Annotated in this window: 13 protein-coding genes, 5 tRNA genes and 2 rRNA genes (1 of these 20 cut by a window edge); 19 read left to right on the forward strand and 1 reads right to left on the reverse strand. The window is 51.1% G+C overall.

The features are described 5' to 3' along the window. A 23S ribosomal RNA gene (locus ACJJI8_RS08590) occupies positions 1-2326 on the forward strand (it extends 556 nt beyond the left edge of the window). Between the two features lie 203 nt (positions 2327-2529). Then, positions 2530-2645, forward strand: a 5S ribosomal RNA gene (rrf, locus tag ACJJI8_RS08595). 768 nt (positions 2646-3413) lie between these two features. Here rrf and ACJJI8_RS08600 read toward each other — a convergent pair. Next, positions 3414-4373 (reverse strand): hypothetical protein, encoded by a 960-nt coding sequence (locus ACJJI8_RS08600; protein WP_444906491.1) that lies wholly within the window; start codon positions 4371-4373, stop codon positions 3414-3416. A 154-nt stretch (positions 4374-4527) separates the two neighbouring features. Here ACJJI8_RS08600 and ACJJI8_RS08605 point away from each other — a divergent pair, with 154 nt between their 5' ends. From ACJJI8_RS08605 to rplA, 17 genes are all read left to right on the forward strand, one after another. Beyond that, on the forward strand, positions 4528-5976 hold the full coding sequence (locus tag ACJJI8_RS08605; protein ID WP_444934807.1) for an alpha/beta fold hydrolase: 1449 nt from the start codon (positions 4528-4530) through the stop codon (positions 5974-5976). Next, complete coding sequence (locus ACJJI8_RS08610) at positions 5973-6710, forward strand: ABC transporter ATP-binding protein (protein WP_282934411.1); 738 nt, start codon at positions 5973-5975, stop codon at positions 6708-6710. The genes ACJJI8_RS08605 and ACJJI8_RS08610 overlap by 4 nt, the downstream gene beginning before the upstream one ends. Continuing rightward, positions 6707-7897, forward strand: a complete 1191-nt coding sequence (locus ACJJI8_RS08615; RefSeq protein ID WP_444934808.1) for an ABC transporter permease — start codon at positions 6707-6709, stop codon at positions 7895-7897. The genes ACJJI8_RS08610 and ACJJI8_RS08615 overlap by 4 nt, the downstream gene beginning before the upstream one ends. 27 nt (positions 7898-7924) lie before the next feature. After that, the gene (alr, locus tag ACJJI8_RS08620; RefSeq protein WP_444934809.1) at positions 7925-9037 is read left to right on the forward strand and encodes an alanine racemase; all 1113 of its coding nucleotides are present in this window, start codon (positions 7925-7927) and stop codon (positions 9035-9037) included. A 5-nt stretch (positions 9038-9042) separates the two neighbouring features. Continuing rightward, positions 9043-10044 carry a bifunctional biotin--[acetyl-CoA-carboxylase] ligase/biotin operon repressor BirA gene (birA, locus tag ACJJI8_RS08625; protein WP_444926593.1) on the forward strand — a complete coding sequence of 334 codons (1002 nt, stop codon included), beginning with the start codon at positions 9043-9045 and terminating at the stop codon, positions 10042-10044. Beyond that, positions 10041-10778 (forward strand): type III pantothenate kinase, encoded by a 738-nt coding sequence (locus ACJJI8_RS08630; RefSeq protein ID WP_444926594.1) that lies wholly within the window; start codon positions 10041-10043, stop codon positions 10776-10778. Before birA ends, ACJJI8_RS08630 begins: the two co-directional genes overlap by 4 nt. Before the next feature lie 14 nt (positions 10779-10792). Further along, positions 10793-11482 (forward strand): SPOR domain-containing protein, encoded by a 690-nt coding sequence (locus ACJJI8_RS08635; protein ID WP_444934810.1) that lies wholly within the window; start codon positions 10793-10795, stop codon positions 11480-11482. A 192-nt stretch (positions 11483-11674) separates the two neighbouring features. Beyond that, positions 11675-11750: transfer RNA gene (locus tag ACJJI8_RS08640), tRNA-Thr, on the forward strand. 108 nt (positions 11751-11858) lie between these two features. Beyond that, a tRNA-Tyr gene (locus tag ACJJI8_RS08645) sits at positions 11859-11942 on the forward strand. A gap of 56 nt (positions 11943-11998) precedes the next feature. Continuing rightward, positions 11999-12072, forward strand: a tRNA-Gly gene (locus tag ACJJI8_RS08650). A 69-nt stretch (positions 12073-12141) separates the two neighbouring features. Beyond that, a tRNA-Thr gene (locus ACJJI8_RS08655) sits at positions 12142-12216 on the forward strand. A 129-nt stretch (positions 12217-12345) separates the two neighbouring features. Beyond that, entirely contained in the window at positions 12346-13539 is a 1194-nt protein-coding gene (gene tuf / locus ACJJI8_RS08660) for an elongation factor Tu (protein WP_108731642.1), read from the forward strand. Between the two features lie 97 nt (positions 13540-13636). Further along, a tRNA-Trp gene (locus ACJJI8_RS08665) sits at positions 13637-13712 on the forward strand. Between the two features lie 116 nt (positions 13713-13828). Then, positions 13829-14197, forward strand: a complete 369-nt coding sequence (secE, locus tag ACJJI8_RS08670) for a preprotein translocase subunit SecE (RefSeq protein ID WP_108731643.1) — start codon at positions 13829-13831, stop codon at positions 14195-14197. A gap of 10 nt (positions 14198-14207) precedes the next feature. Then, entirely contained in the window at positions 14208-14741 is a 534-nt protein-coding gene (nusG, locus tag ACJJI8_RS08675) for a transcription termination/antitermination protein NusG (RefSeq protein WP_108731644.1), read from the forward strand. 154 nt (positions 14742-14895) lie between these two features. Further along, positions 14896-15327 (forward strand): 50S ribosomal protein L11, encoded by a 432-nt coding sequence (rplK, locus tag ACJJI8_RS08680; protein WP_108731645.1) that lies wholly within the window; start codon positions 14896-14898, stop codon positions 15325-15327. Beyond that, positions 15328-16023 carry a 50S ribosomal protein L1 gene (gene rplA / locus ACJJI8_RS08685; RefSeq protein ID WP_108731646.1) on the forward strand — a complete coding sequence of 232 codons (696 nt, stop codon included), beginning with the start codon at positions 15328-15330 and terminating at the stop codon, positions 16021-16023. Positions 16024-16121: the final 98 nt, after the last annotated feature.

The raw sequence follows: 16121 nt of genomic DNA on the forward strand, positions 1-16121 counted from the left end.
TAATGGGTCAGCGACTTATTGTCTGTAGCAAGGTTAACCGCTTAGGGGAGCCGTAGAGAAATCGAGTCTTAATAGGGCGTTTAGTTGCAGGCAATAGACCCGAAACCCGGCGATCTATCCATGGGCAGGTTGAAGGTTGAGTAACATCAACTGGAGGACCGAACCCACTAATGTTGAAAAATTAGGGGATGACCTGTGGATCGGAGTGAAAGGCTAATCAAGCCGGGAGATAGCTGGTTCTCCTCGAAAGCTATTTAGGTAGCGCCTCGCGTCTCACCCTCGGGGGTAGAGCACTGTTTGGGCTAGGGGGTCATCCCGACTTACCAACCCCATGCAAACTCCGAATACCGAGGAGTGCAATCGCGGGAGACACACGGCGGGTGCTAACGTCCGTCGTGGAAAGGGAAACAACCCAGACCGCCAGCTAAGGTCCCAAATATCAGTTAAGTGGGAAACGATGTGGGAAGGCCCAGACAGCTAGGAGGTTGGCTTAGAAGCAGCCATCCTTTAAAGAAAGCGTAATAGCTCACTAGTCGAGTCGGCCTGCGCGGAAGATATACCGGGGCTCAAACTGATAACCGAAGCTGCGGATGCTCTTAGGAGCATGGTAGAGGAGCGTTGTGTAAGCCGTTGAAGGTGGATCGGGAGGTCTGCTGGAGGTATCACAAGTGCGAATGCTGACATGAGTAACGATAAGGGAGGTGAAAAACCTCCCCGCCGGAAGACCAAGGGTTCCTGTCCAACGCTAATCGGGACAGGGTTAGTCGACCCCTAAGGCGAGGGCGAAAGCCGTAGTCGATGGGAAACAGGTTAATATTCCTGTACTCGCTATTACTGCGACGGAGTGACGGAGAAGGCTAGGCCAGCATGGCGATTGGTTGTCCATGTTTAAGGTTGTAGGCTGGGGACTTAGGCAAATCCGGGTCCCTAAGGCTGAGAACTGATGACGAAGCCCACTTAGTGGGTGAAGTGGTTGATGCCCTGCTTCCAGGAAAAACTTCTAAGCTTCAGGTAATAGTGAATCGTACTCTAAACCGACACAGGTGGTCAGGTAGAGAATACCAAGGCGCTTGAGAGAACTCTGGTGAAGGAACTAGGCAAAATGGTACCGTAACTTCGGGAGAAGGTACGCCGGTTTTGGTGATGGGACTTGCTCCCTAAGCTGAGGCCGGTCGAAGTGACCAGGTGGCTGCGACTGTTTATTAAAAACATAGCACTCTGCAAACTCGTAAGAGGACGTATAGGGTGTGACGCCTGCCCGGTGCCGGAAGGTTAATTGATGGGGTTAGCTTCGGCGAAGCTCTTGATCGAAGCCCCGGTAAACGGCGGCCGTAACTATAACGGTCCTAAGGTAGCGAAATTCCTTGTCGGGTAAGTTCCGACCTGCACGAATGGCGTAACGATGGCCACGCTGTCTCCACCAGAGACTCAGTGAAATTGAAATCGCTGTTAAGATGCAGTGTACCCGCGGCTAGACGGAAAGACCCCGTGAACCTTTACTACAGCTTTGCACTGAACTTTGAGCCTATTTGTGTAGGATAGGTGGGAGGCTTTGAAGCAATGACGCTAGTTGTTGTGGAGCCGTCCTTGAAATACCACCCTGGTATGTTTGAGGTTCTAACTCTGGTCCGTTATCCGGATCGAGGACAGTGTATGGTGGGTAGTTTGACTGGGGCGGTCTCCTCCCAAAGAGTAACGGAGGAGTACGAAGGTGCACTCAGCATGGTCGGAAATCATGCAATGAGCATAATGGTATAAGTGCGCTTGACTGCGAGACAGACATGTCGAGCAGGTACGAAAGTAGGTCATAGTGATCCGGTGGTTCTGTATGGAAGGGCCATCGCTCAACGGATAAAAGGTACTCCGGGGATAACAGGCTGATACCGCCCAAGAGTTCACATCGACGGCGGTGTTTGGCACCTCGATGTCGGCTCATCACATCCTGGGGCTGAAGCCGGTCCCAAGGGTATGGCTGTTCGCCATTTAAAGTGGTACGCGAGCTGGGTTTAGAACGTCGTGAGACAGTTCGGTCCCTATCTGCCGTGGGCGTTGGAGATTTGAGAAGAGTTGCTCCTAGTACGAGAGGACCGGAGTGAACGAACCTCTGGTGTTCCGGTTGTCACGCCAGTGGCATTGCCGGGTAGCTATGTTCGGACGGGATAACCGCTGAAAGCATCTAAGCGGGAAGCCTCCTTCAAGATAAGATCTCCCTGAGGCCTTGAGCCTCCTGAAGGGCCGTGGAAGACTACCACGTTGATAGGCTGGGTGTGGAAGCGTTGTGAGGCGTTGAGCTAACCAGTACTAATTGCCCGTGCGGCTTGACCATACAACAGAGATGGTTACTAACGACTAGCTAAGCTAGCGGATTGTGAGTTAGAGACATACGATCGCTTGCGGTGTATTACTACAGATTGTTTTACCGACTTATTTGGGGTTATCGCCGGTCAATAACATGACCGAGGCAAACAGCGATAACGCGGCAGGCCAAGCACATTGCTTATAAGACCAACGCCAACCCAAGCCAGTTTGCCTGACGACAATAGAGTTGTGGAACCACCTGATCCCTTGCCGAACTCAGAAGTGAAACGCAACATCGCCGATGGTAGTGTGGGGCTTCCCCATGTGAGAGTAGGTCATCGTCAGGCTTCTAATCCGAAAAGGGCCACCCAATAGGGTGGCCCTTTTTTTATGGCTAAAAAATATTTTAAAAAAACAAAAATAAAAAAACTAAGAAAGGGAAAGCAGGAATTACTTAGTCGAAATTAAATAGAAAAAATAAAATAGTTCTGAAAAACTTTAGTACTCAACTTTCTATTTAAAAAATCAGTCAGTAATTAAAAAAAGAAAAACCTAAAACTACCTGAGCACCTTAAACAGGCGCTCTCCTAAAAAGCCTATAAAAATAGGTCTTTACCGATCTTCTCTCCAAACGCCTTTGCACTCACTCAAAAAATAATCCAACAAAAATAACCCGCGTAAAAACTAGAAAAGTACCCATACCACTCCCGCCAAAAATTAAAATTAGCCCATAAAAATATCGGTGATTTTTTAGTCTCTGCAGTAATCCCCTGTAACCACGGGGCCTGTAGCCCGTTTATTAAAGTTATGCACAACTCTATCCAGACTTTCTGTTAGTAACACCTGGCTGTGGAAATCCGCGCAAAAAGTGCTGCTTTTTTACCCGCCTTCAATAGAGCCAAGGAAACACGGGGCTGGCAGGGGATATCCCGGAGTTATACACAGCTCTATCCATGGTTTCTGTTGGTAACAAAGACGCCATAAAACGGACATCAGTTATTAACAGTGTTATGAGCGATAAATCTGTGGATTACTGCGGCTGATTGGTACGCCAGTATGCGAGAGAAGAAAAATTTGGGGATAAAAAAAGCCCCACCAGGTGGGGCTTGGGTGGGCTAGTAAGCAAAGGCGTTATCTGGAACGAGGTCAAAGTTCATATCATTCAAACTGAGGTCTTCTAGTGGAACCAGCTCGGCAGGGAGAGCAAAGCGTCGTGCGGCATTGTTCTGGTGCCAATCCAATACTTCAATGTCTGCTGACTCTTCTTGCTGTAGGTCTTGTAAAAAGGTCTTCAGCTCAGTGGTGCTCGCAGTAATTAGCGACTGGTAGTCGTAGGTTCCCAGTAGTTTAACGAAGCGGTATTCATCTGTGGCATCTTCAATACGCAGCCAGGCCTGCCCATTGGAATTACCATCCTCGCCGAGAATAACCGGGCCGTGATCATCGTCGAACACTGGAACGAGCTGATAATCGGGAACAGGTAGTATTGTCCCAACCCAAACCCAACCAGAGAGGCTGGTGCGGCTTAATTGCCATTCACAGAGCCATACCGTCTGATCATCGTCTATGCGAAATTCCCGGTACTCCCTTTGGCTTAAATAGTTGTCAAAGCTCACTTCGGCATTGGGGTTATCTTTACGAAAACTATGAAGCTGTTGTGTCATTTCATAGTTTACTTCCCAATGCTTTTTCAAGCGCCACTGCATTGGGTATTGGCCCCACTCAACGATATATTCTTCGTGCTCGCGAACAGTTTCGACTACGCGCCAAAAGGCTCCGTCAATAAGAATGCAGGTATCCCCGAGCTTACAGCCCGGTGCAATGATGCTGCATTCAGGTGAGGCTTCGGATGCACTCACTAAGTGTTCGCTACGCCCTTCAATAACGTCATACCAGGGAAATCCGTGACGCAATGGTGGCGGGAATGCCAATGGCGGCCGACCGCCAAGTAATCGTCGGAAGAGAACCGATTTTTCAATTTCAAGATCAGAAAGTGTATAGCCTTCCTGTTGTGTGATTTGGCCCCAGGCAAAGGCGGCTCGGATTAGGTGTTTTTCTCGGTCTGAAAAGCTCATGGGTGCAATCATGGGCAAGTAAATAAGAAACCATACCACTGTGCAGGGGTGGGCGCTAATGCAAATGCAATTATCTGCCTTTTGTTGGATGACGACAGCTTAGGAGCAGTTCGATACACTGGTTGGGATAAATTCGTTGGATAGGGGGTTGGCAGTGGTTTGGATACAGAGGTTTGCGATCTTCGCGATCAGCTTGTTTATAGGGCTATCTCCAGCAGTTGCAGAAGAGAGAGAAGAGAATAACTTCGAGTCCTGCTACCTGGACGGCTGGAGCCATGCTCTGCACTGTACAAAGATACCGGTTGGTGAAGGAGAAGCTGCAGTAGATCTAGCGATAATGATAGCCCCAGCAGTTAATGACATTGGACTGGAGCCACTTTATTTACTGGCCGGTGGCCCCGGTCAGGCAGCGAGTTTTCTGACCCCGATTCTAAATGCCTTATATAAAGTCAATCAGAGTAGGGCGATCGTACTTGTCGATAGGCGCGGTTCGGGTTACTCGGCTGCATTTGACTGTGGGATCGACGGAGAAGTCCATATGGATCTGGAGGCGGTCACCGATCAATTCTCAACTTGCTACCTTGAAAACTCCTCCTTTGCTAAAACACTGCATAGCCGTCAAGCGGTTGATGATCTGGAGGAAGTGCGCCTTCAGTTGAGACATAAAAAAATTGCTTTGTGGGGAGGTTCTTGGGGAACTCGCACCGCGCTTCTTTACCAGCAATGGTATCCCGAAAGTTTAAGTGTCCTGATCCTGGATGCCGTAGCCCCGATTGATTCAAAAGTTTTTCTTACTGCGCAAGCTGCTGAAAAGGCGCTGCTAAAATTGGAGAAAGACTGCAGTCAGGATCCGGTGTGCTCCGAATTTGGCGATTGGAGATCTGACCTGGATAGCTTGCTTAGGGACTGGGATGGAAGAGCATCGAACTTCCCGGACCCCCACTCTGGTCGCACAATGGAAACAAGTGTTCCCCGTAGCTTCATACAAAACCTGATAAGGACCGCGCTCTACACACCTGAAACGGCAGCGCAGTTACCATACGCTATTAGCCAGGCTGAGGAGGGTAATTATTTACCGCTATCGGGGTTGGTTGGACTTTTATCTGATGATGGAAGTATGTCTATGGGGCTCACCTTATCAGTTGCTTGCGCTGAAGAATTAAATCGCACTACAGAGGAAGAGCTGGCTGCAGATATTCGCGATAGCTTTTTAGGTGATGCTTTTTTTGAGATTTTTGCTGAGGGTTGCAAGGTGTGGCCCGTATCTCCTATCACTTACGAAGTCCCGGAAGAAAGAAATCATCCTGTGTTAATTATTTCTGGGGAGGCTGACCCTATTACCCCACATTATTATGCGGAACAAAGCTTGGGGTATCTTTCAGAATTAAAACAGGTAGTGGTTCCAGGTGGTGGACATATCAATAGTATGCGCGGTTGTATACCAAAGCTAATAGATGATTTTCTAAAATCTCCACTTGCTTCTTTAGATAGTGATTGTATTGCGGATATTCAAAGACCACCTTTTATGGCGGGTGCTTTTGGACCTGAAATTGATAAAGCGGTATCCAGTGAGTTGCTATCGAGCCAAGGGGATAACAAATGATTGCTGTTAAATCTATTCACAAGCAATTCTCTGGAAAGAAAGTACTCAAAGACCTGAATTTCAATATACCTGATGGCCAAATAACCGCTTTGCTGGGGGCTAATGGAGCCGGTAAAACTACATGCCTCAGAATTATAACGGGGTTGGTAAAACCGGATGAAGGTACAGTAATTGTTAGTGGGCTTAATGTGGCCGAAAAGCCATTAGAAATAAAGCGGCAATTGGGCGTTGTCGGCGATCGTGAAGGCTTGTATGAACGACTTACTGTAGCGGAGTACTTATCATTTTTTGCCAGTGCGCAGGGATTATTTGGGGCAGAGCTTAAGCGCGCATTGAATTCTGTTCGAGAAGAGCTGGAATTAGAAGATTTGTGGCAACGTCGGACAAAAGGCTTTTCCCAGGGGGAGAGAATGAAAGTGTCGCTGGCGCGGGCACTAGTTCACCGGCCTACGCATTTGATACTCGATGAACCGACTCGCGGGCTTGATGTCCTTGCAGCGAGACTGCTGCGGAAAACACTTCTGCGGTTGCGCTCTGAGGGCGTAGCCATTTTATTTTCCAGCCATATTATGGCTGAAGTTACTGAGTTGTCAGATAGGGTATTGGTGATGGCTAACGGTGCTATTGTCGATAGTGGTACCCCCGATGAGCTTGTAGAACGCACAGGCTGTAAAAACCTGGAAGATAGTTTCGTCACTCTGGCTTACGGGGTTAAAGGGGAGGTGATGGCATGAAATTTTTAAACCTATTATTTACTCCCGCCATGTCTGCTCTTCTGAAGAAGGAGTCTTTAGAGGTTTGGCGTGACCGGCGAGCATTGTATTTATCTTTGCTGTTTGCCATTTCATTTCCCGGAATGATCGCATCGATGACTCTGTTTATGTTTAAGTCCCAAGGGGAGAGGACATTTCAGCTAGCGTTGTTAGGCGGGCAGGATTTACCAGTATTAGAGCAGCAGCTGAGTAAAGGGCGGGTGGAACTGGATAGCCTGTCAGAAGGGGACCCGATAGCTTTACTTGATGAAGGTTACGATGCAGTTGTGAAAATTGATGAAGGTTTTTCTACCGATTATCGCAATTTCCGCAGCCCCAAGGTTTATTTGTATGTTGATAGCTCCGATCGTTTCAGCGGGCAAGGCGCGAGTCATGTTCAACAAAAGCTGGGTGAGCTACAACAGCTCATTGTTCAACAAAGAATGGTCGCTAGGGGAGTCCCACTAAAAACAATAGCACCCTGGCAAGTCCAGGTCAGGGATGTCAGTACCCCGTCTACCCGCAGTGCCTGGATTGTTGGTTCAATACCGACACTCTTGATAATGACGCTGTTTATAGGTTGCCTGTCCTCGTCCATTGATGCCTCTGCCGGTGAGCGGGAGAGAATGAGTTTTGAGGTATTACTGCAACAACCTCTGGCCGCCTGGCAGGTGGTCCTGGCCAAGGTTCTCGCTGTAGCCAGTATCAGTTGGTTATCTTCAATTCTCGCGTTAGTTTCGCTAATGGCTGTTTTTCCATTTTTGCCCTTGGCTGAAATGGGGATACAACATGCAACTACGCTGAGTGGCATGGTTGCTATGGCGCTAGCCCTGCTCCCACTGGCTCTATTGGTTGCCGTACTGCAAATATTGTTAGCGTTGCGTTCCCAGTCATTTAAAGATGCCCAAACTCAATTGAGTATATTGCAGATTTTACCTGTCACTATGTTGTTAATATTGGATATGTCATCCATAGAGCTAGAGGAGCCTGCCTGGCATTTGGTCCCGCTGGTCGCGCAACAGCAGTGGTTTAAGGCTCTACTGGTTGGGGATACGGTCTCCATATCTCTGATGATCGCTGGCTCACTAGTCAGCCTTTTGTTGGTTGTTGGGTGTATATTAGGCGGTGCCCGAGCGCTGCAGCGAGAGAGTCTGCTCGGAGCTACCTAGCTTACTGATTTAGAGAGTTGTACTGGTATGAGTGACTTTCGTGAAGGGTTATTAAGTATCAACCTGAGGTCTATAGCAGATAACTATCAGGATCTGGCTAATCGCTTGAAAGCCGGCACCCGGTGCGGTGCTGTGGTTAAAGCGGATGCTTACGGCTTGGGAATGGCTCATGTTGCACCGGCGCTATACGCTCAGGGATGCCGCGATTTCTTTGTGGCCACCCAAGTCGAGGGGGAGCGCTTGCGCAGTGACCTCGGCAACGATGTGAATATAGTCATTTTTACCGGTGTCAGGCCTGGTGCTGAACTAGAGTGCGCTCGCGCGGGTTTGATCCCCACATTGTTTACTCTGGATCAATTGAAGAGCTGGGTTGAAATCTGCGAGAAAGCTCAGTTGGAGGCCCCTTGCGCCGTAAAAATTGATACCGGCATGACTCGGCTGGGATTGACCCCGGATGAGTTCGAATTGCTGCTCAAGGACCGCCCTCTCTTAGAGTCCGCCGATGTTCGGATGTTCTTCAGTCATCTTGCCTGTGCAGATCAGCCCCAGCATCCGCATAACAAGCTTCAGTTGAACGAGTTTAAGACCGCGGGCGATCGCTTGCGGGAACTGTGCCCGGATATTCAGCTCAGCCTTGCGAACTCATCCGGCATCTTTTTGGGTGAGGACTATCACTTTGATATTGCCCGACCGGGCTCCGCACTATACGGCCTTAACCCTGTCCCTGAGGCTGAAAACCTGATGCGTCCAACGGTGACTTTGGGTTTGCCAATTGTCCAAAAGCGCTATGTCAGTCAGTCCCGGTCTGTGGGGTATGGTGCGACCCAGGAAGTTCCCGGAGATAGTTGGCTTGCGGTAGCTCGGGGTGGATATGCCGATGGCATTATACGAGCCCAAGGGGGGCGGGGGCGCGGATGGGGGCATGGCCGCCCTCTGCCAATTGTTGGGCGTATATCAATGGACTCTACCACTTTCGATATTTCGGGTCTCAGCGAAGAGGAGCGGGACTCCCTTCAGTCGATCGAGATTCTCAATGACCAGCTTACGGTGGATGAGGTCGCTGGGTATGCCGGGACTATCGGTTATGAAGTCCTGACGAGCCTCGGGCATCGCTATGGCCGCCATTATGTAAAAGGTTGAACAAATTGCAGGACGTCGCCGCAAAAACACCATTAGAACAGCTTCGCCCGGTGCTGGAGCTTCTGGCGGATGGGGAAATACACTCGGGAGAATCCCTCGGGAATGCGCTTGGTGTCAGCCGAGCCGCTGTTTGGAAACAACTACAAAAGCTCGAGAGCTACGGCCTGACGCTTGAGTCTGCTAAGGGGCGAGGTTATCGCTTGCCGGGAGGTCTCGACCTGCTATCTGAGCAGACTGTTACCGCTCAGCTGGATGGTTCAGCCCGAGCGCTACTGCGCGAGTTGCAGGTTTTTGATGAGTTGAGTTCAACGAACTCCCTGTTACTGGAACGTTTTGAAGAAGGTAAGGGACACGCTGTAGCGATTCTCGCCGAGCGGCAAAGTGCCGGTCGGGGCCGCCGTGGTCGCAACTGGGTCAGCCCCTATGCCACAAGTATCAGCCTCTCAGTGGGCTGGGAGTTTAATGGCGGTGTACAAAGCCTGGAGGGGTTGAGTCTTGCCGTCGGTGTTGCTGTGGCAAAAGCGCTCGAGCGTTTTTCTGTACCGGGCGTGCGCCTGAAGTGGCCAAATGATGTGTGGTGCCAGGGCCGTAAATTGGCCGGTGTATTACTTGAGCTAAAAGGGGATTTAACCGACCGCTGTTCAGTGGTTATCGGCATTGGGTTGAATAATGGTCTCAACGCAAAGACAGCAGAGGAGATTGATCAACCATGGGCAGATCTCCAGCAAGTCCGTCCTGGTATTGGCCGCAGTGAATTAACTGCGGCGATACTCAGCGAGCTGTTACCGATGCTGGAAACTTACCCGGAAGGGGGCTTCGCCGCTTACCGGGAATCGTGGTCAACCCTAGACCAGTTTGCCGGGCAGCCAGTTCAGTTGCGGTCAGGTAATTTGAGCTGGGAAGGTGTTGCGGCCGGTGTCGATGAAAAAGGAGCCTTGTTACTCGACACTGATAAAGGGCAAAAGTCATTTCATGGGGGGGAAATCTCGTTGCGGGGGCAGGTGTGATTCTAGAGCTGGATGTCGGCAATACACGGGGTAAGTGGCGCTACCTGGTCGAAGGCGAGGTGATAGCCCGTGGTGATATCGAAACTGGGCAGTTGCGCCAGCAGGTTTTGCCTGAGGGTTGGGCAGACCTAACCCCCTACCGTTTTCGGGTAGTGAATGTTGCCGGTCCCGTTGTTGCTGAATTCTTGAGTCGGGTGGCCCGAGACCTGTTCACACTGGAGGCTGAATTCTCGGCAGTAGCGCCCCAATGTGCCGGCGTTATCTGCGGGTATGAAGACCACTCCGCCCTGGGGGTGGATCGGTGGCTGGCAATGTTGGCGGCCTACCAGCAATCTCCCCGAGCATCATTAATTGTGGATTGCGGCAGTGCGGTCACCTTAGATTTGCTGGACAATAGCGGGCGCCACATTGGGGGATATATCGTTCCCGGTTTCGGATTGATGAATCGCGTTCTCAGTGTCGATACTCATGCAGCAAAGAGTCGTGAGGCACTGGCCCTGACAAAAACATTGGGCGCGGGACGCAATACCAATGAGGCGATAAACCGTGGCCTCTTGCTGATGGTGTTGGGTGCGGTTGATCGAGCAATGGAAGAATTGCAGGTCCACTCCGGTTCCCCCCCTTTATTGTGGTTAACCGGCGGGGATGCGCAGTTGCTCTCCGCAGTTTACCAGCACGAACATCGCCTGGTTCCCGATTTGGTGATGGATGGGTTGGCCCTTAGTAATCCATAAAAATTTACTCTGTTATGCGCTGGATAGCCCTTTCTTTAGTCGCCCTGAACGCTGTGCTTTTTGCCTGGTATATGTTGGTAGCGCCGTCTCCGCAGTTAAGTAGCGGCAAGAACCCGATCCCTCACGAGTCGGAGGGAAAGAAAATTACCCTCGTTAGCGAAATATCCCCTGAAGAGCTGCCTGCTCCAGAGAAGGCCGGGGCACTGAGTAAGGAGTCCTTTGAGGTTGAGCAGCTTTGTACGCTGTTGGGGCCTTTCGCGGAGGAGTACCAGGGCGAGGATCTCTTGCAGCGAATCCGGTCCCTTCAGGTTAAAGCCGAGCTGCGTGATATAGAAATGCAGGGGCAGATGCGCTACTGGGTATATCTGCCGCCACTGAGTTCGAGGCGGGAGGCCTACAACCGCTTGCGTGAACTACAGTCTCAGGGGATCGACAGCTATGTCATTCCCAAAGGCGCATTGGAAAATGGCATTTCATTTGGGATTTTCAGTGAGCGAGCCCGAGCTGAGTCCCATACCAGCGTTTTGAAGGAGAGGGGGGTTACCGCGCAGTTCAAGGAGGAGCCGCAAACCTATATGGAGCGGTGGATAGTTATGCCCCCCGGCAGCACAGAAAGTCTTGCAGAAGAATTTTGGCGACAATTGCAAAGTGAATACCCGGACCTGGATCGGCGCCCAAATCTTTGTTCTGAAGTGCTTGGCTAACAAAAAAGCAGATTTATCAGAAAATCATCAGGTGGCGTCTCGAATCGCTGTTTTTTTCAACAAGTTGGAATAGGCGACATAAAAAATATGATTTATCTGCAAAAAGGGTGTTGCGTGTCGAGATAAGTTCCCATAGAATCCCGCCTCCATTGACGAGGGTGACTTAACAACTTCGGCAATGAACGGGATAGGGCTGGCGTAGCTCAGTTGGTAGAGCAGCTGACTTGTAATCAGCCGGTCGGGGGTTCGACTCCTCTCGCCAGCTCCATTTTCATCCCGTTGCTGTCAAAATTAGGTTTCGCTGCTAAGTATGTGAAATTTAAAGAAAAATTGTTGACAGCGCAGCGAGATGTGTAGACAATGCACACCGCTTTGAGCAGGGGTTCCCGAGTGGCCAAAGGGATCAGACTGTAAATCTGACGCGAAAGCTTCGGTGGTTCGAATCCACCCCCCTGCACCATATTACACCTTAGGGTGTTGCGCGAAATCGAAGGGTTTCGCATGGAGGTCCCGAAAGCGGGCATAGTTCAATGGTAGAACCTCAGCCTTCCAAGCTGATGATGCGGGTTCGATCCCCGCTGCCCGCTCCAAGTTTTGGGGTTGGTTGGAATGCTCTCCAGGGTGCAACATTTTAAGATGCCGTTATCGGCAAGATTTTAGCTCATGTAGCTCAGGGGTAGAGCACACCCTTGGTAAGGGTGAGGTCGGCGGTTCAAATCCGCCCATGAGCTCCATTTTATATGACCGCAAGAGTGAAAGCTCTTGCGGTTGTTTGTGTCCGGGGTCGGATTTTCCGGGTCGGATGTGCATGTTCTGGACGTGGGTGGTGCCGTTATCGGCTCGCCTATATATAGGAGGCTGCAATGGCAAAAGAAAAGTTTGAACGTTCCAAGCCCCACGTGAACGTGGGCACCATCGGTCACGTTGACCACGGTAAAACCACCCTGACCGCTGCTCTGACCCGCGTATGTGCGGAAGTTTGGGGCGGTGACGCTGTTGCTTTCGACGGTATCGACAATGCACCGGAAGAGCGTGAGCGCGGTATCACCATCGCTACTTCTCACGTTGAGTACGAGTCCCCGACTCGCCACTACGCGCACGTAGATTGCCCGGGACACGCCGACTACGTTAAGAACATGATCACCGGTGCTGCTCAGATGGACGGCGCTATCCTGGTATGTTCCGCAGCTGACGGCCCCATGCCGCAGACTCGTGAGCACATCCTGCTTTCCCGTCAGGTAGGTGTACCTTACATCGTTGTATTCCTGAACAAAGCGGACATGGTAGACGACGAAGAGCTGCTCGAGCTGGTGGAAATGGAAGTTCGCGAACTTCTGGACCAGTACGAGTTCCCAGGTGACGACACTCCGATCATCGTTGGTTCCGCTCTGATGGCCCTGAACGGCGAAGACGACAACGAAATGGGTACTACCGCTGTTAAGAAGCTGGTAGAGACTCTGGACGAGTACATCCCTGAGCCAGAGCGCGCTGTAGATCAGCCGTTCCTGATGCCGATCGAAGACGTATTCTCTATCTCTGGCCGTGGTACTGTTGTAACTGGTCGTGTAGAGCGCGGTGTGATCAACACTGGCGACGAGATCGAAATCGTTGGTATCAAAGAAACCACCACTACTACCTGTACTGGTGTTGAAATGTTCCGCAAGCTGCTCGACGAAGGTCGTGCTGGTGAGAACATCGGCGCACTGCTGCGCGGCACCAAGCGTGACGAAGTAGAGCGTGGTCAGGTACTGGCTAAGCCGGGCTCCATCACTCCGCACACCAAGTTCGAAGCGGAAGTGTATGTACTGTCCAAGGACGAAGGTGGTCGTCACACCCCGTTCTTCAAAGGCTACCGTCCTCAATTCTACTTCCGTACTACCGACGTAACTGGTGCGGTAGAGCTGCCGGAAGGTACTGAAATGGTAATGCCGGGCGACAACATTCAAATGGTTGTTACCCTGATCGCTCCGATCGCCATGGAAGACGGCCTGCGCTTCGCTATCCGCGAAGGTGGTCGTACCGTAGGTGCGGGCGTTGTTGCTAAGATCATTGAGTAATCTTTGATTTCTGCATCACAATATTCTATGTGGTGCACCAGGTGGGAGAGTTCCTGTAGCTCTCTCATCTTTGAGTGCGAAAGTGCTCACACTGTACAGGCCAGTAGTTCAATTGGTAGAGCACCGGTCTCCAAAACCGGGTGTTGGGGGTTCGAGTCCCTCCTGGCCTGCCATTTTTAATCACTCCGCTTAGATAAGCTTAGGGGTGTCGCAAAACCCTACTTGTCAGTGGGGCTTTTGTGTTTATGAGCGCTAAAAGATTATCTATAGTGCGCTAAGGGCTTCTTATATGAATGCTAAAACAGAAGCGAAAACCTTTCGTCTTGACGGTCTGAAGTGGTTGTTAATAGTGCTGCTGGTGGGCGGTGCTGTTGCAGGCAATTCATATTACGCCGAATTCCCTTTGTTTTACCGAGTGTTGGCAGTAACTGCCATCTGTCTGGTAGCTCTGGTTGTGGCTGTAAATACCGCCAAAGGCAATGCGTTGTGGCAACTGTTGCGCGAAGCGCAAACTGAAGTCAGGCGTGTGGTTTGGCCGACCCGCCAAGAAGCAACCCAGACCACAGCGATTGTGGTTGTTTTCGTGTTGATTATGGCGCTTATCTTGTGGGCGCTTGATTCGGCTCTGGGTTGGGCGGCTTCCAAATTTATCGGCTAAAGGTTGATACATGTCAAAGAATTGGTATGTGGTCCAGGCTTACTCGGGCTATGAGAAGCGTGTCGCCAGCTCCCTGAAAGAGCGCATTGAGCTGAACGAAATGGACCACCTGTTTGGTGAAGTCCTGGTTCCCACGGAAGAAGTGGTTGAGATGCGCGCAGGGCAAAAGCGCAAGAGTGAACGCAAGTTTTTCCCGGGCTATGTCCTGGTAGAAATGGAATTGAATGACGATACCTGGCACTTGGTGAAAGAAACTCCCCGAGTACTGGGTTTTATCGGCGGTAAGGCGGATAAGCCAGCCCCGATTACTGACCGCGAAGCGCAGGCTATCCTGAATCGCATTGACGATTCCGCCGATAAGCCCAAGCCCAAGACTCTGTTTGAGCCCGGTGAAATGGTTCGAGTTATCGACGGTCCGTTTAATGATTTCAACGGTGTGGTTGAAGAGGTTAACTACGAGAAGAGTCGCTTGCGAGTGGCTGTGTTGATCTTCGGGCGTTCCACCCCGGTTGAACTGGAGTTCAGTCAGGTAGAGAAGACCTGATTCCAGTATAAATTTTTTGCCCCCTTTCGCCGCGAGGTGGAAGGGGGTTTTCGCGTCCCCGAAAAATGAGTTTTCATTTCGGGGTTCGGGGAGCTTGCCCTTAAACCTTATGGCTGAGTGGCGGGCGTTAATACCCAACTAGAGGAGAGCTGTAATGGCTAAGAAAGTAGAAGCTTATATCAAGCTGCAAGTTAAGGCCGGTCAGGCCAACCCGAGTCCGCCCGTTGGTCCCGCACTGGGTCAGCACGGTGTGAACATCATGGAATTCTGTAAGGCGTTCAACGCCCAGACCCAGAGCCTCGAGCCAGGTCTGCCAGTTCCAGTTGTAATCTCTGTATACAACGACCGCTCCTTCACCTTCATCATGAAGTCGCCGCCCGCCGCTGTACTGCTGCGCAAGGCTGCCAAGATCAAGAGCGGTTCCGGTCGTCCGAACACTGAGAAAGTGGGTAAAGTAACCCGCGCTCAGCTGGAAGAGATCGTAGAAATGAAGAAAGCAGACCTGACTGCATCCGACTTGGACGCGGCCGTGCGCACTATCGCTGGTTCCGCTCGCAGCGCCGGTATCGAAGTGGAGGGTCTCTAAGTGGCTAAATTGAGCAAGCGTCAGCGCGTAATCGCTGAGAAGGTTGAAGCTGGTAAGGCTTACGGTATCGAAGAAGCCGTAGCTCTGCTGAAAGAGCTGTCCAACGTTAAGTTTGCAGAAACTGTAGACGCTTCTGTAAACCTGGGCATCGACCCACGTAAATCCGACCAGGCTGTTCGCGGTGCAACTACTCTGCCGCACGGTACTGGTAAAGAAGTTCGCGTAGCTGTTTTCACCCAGGGTGCTAACGCTGACGCCGCTAAAGAAGCGGGCGCTGACTTGATCGGTATGGACGAGCTGGCTGCCGACGTTAAAGCAGGCAAGATGGACTTCGACGTAGTAATCGCTTCCCCCGATGCGATGCGCGTTGTAGGTCAGCTGGGTCAAATCCTCGGCCCGCGCGGCCTGATGCCGAACCCGAAGACTGGCACCGTAACTCCAGACGTTGCTACTGCGGTTAAAAATGCCAAAGCGGGTCAGGTGCGTTTCCGCGCTGACAAAGGCGGCATTATCCACGGTGGTATCGGTAAAGTTGCTTTCGATGCGAACTCTCTGAAAGAGAACCTGGAAGCTCTGGTTGCCGACCTGAAGAAAGCCAAGCCGGCTTCTGCAAAAGGTGTATATCTGAAGAAGATCACCCTGAGCACCACTATGGGCCCGGGTCTGGTTATCGATCAGTCTTCCCTGAACATCTAAATATCACTGCGGGGTGTGATCACCTCTCAGTAAATCGAACTTTGGGGTCCACCTGAATGCTTCGGCACAAGGTGGGCCGTCAAAGACCGTAGGTGTCA

The organism is Microbulbifer maximicatervae (SeqCode) (genome assembly GCF_052467695.1).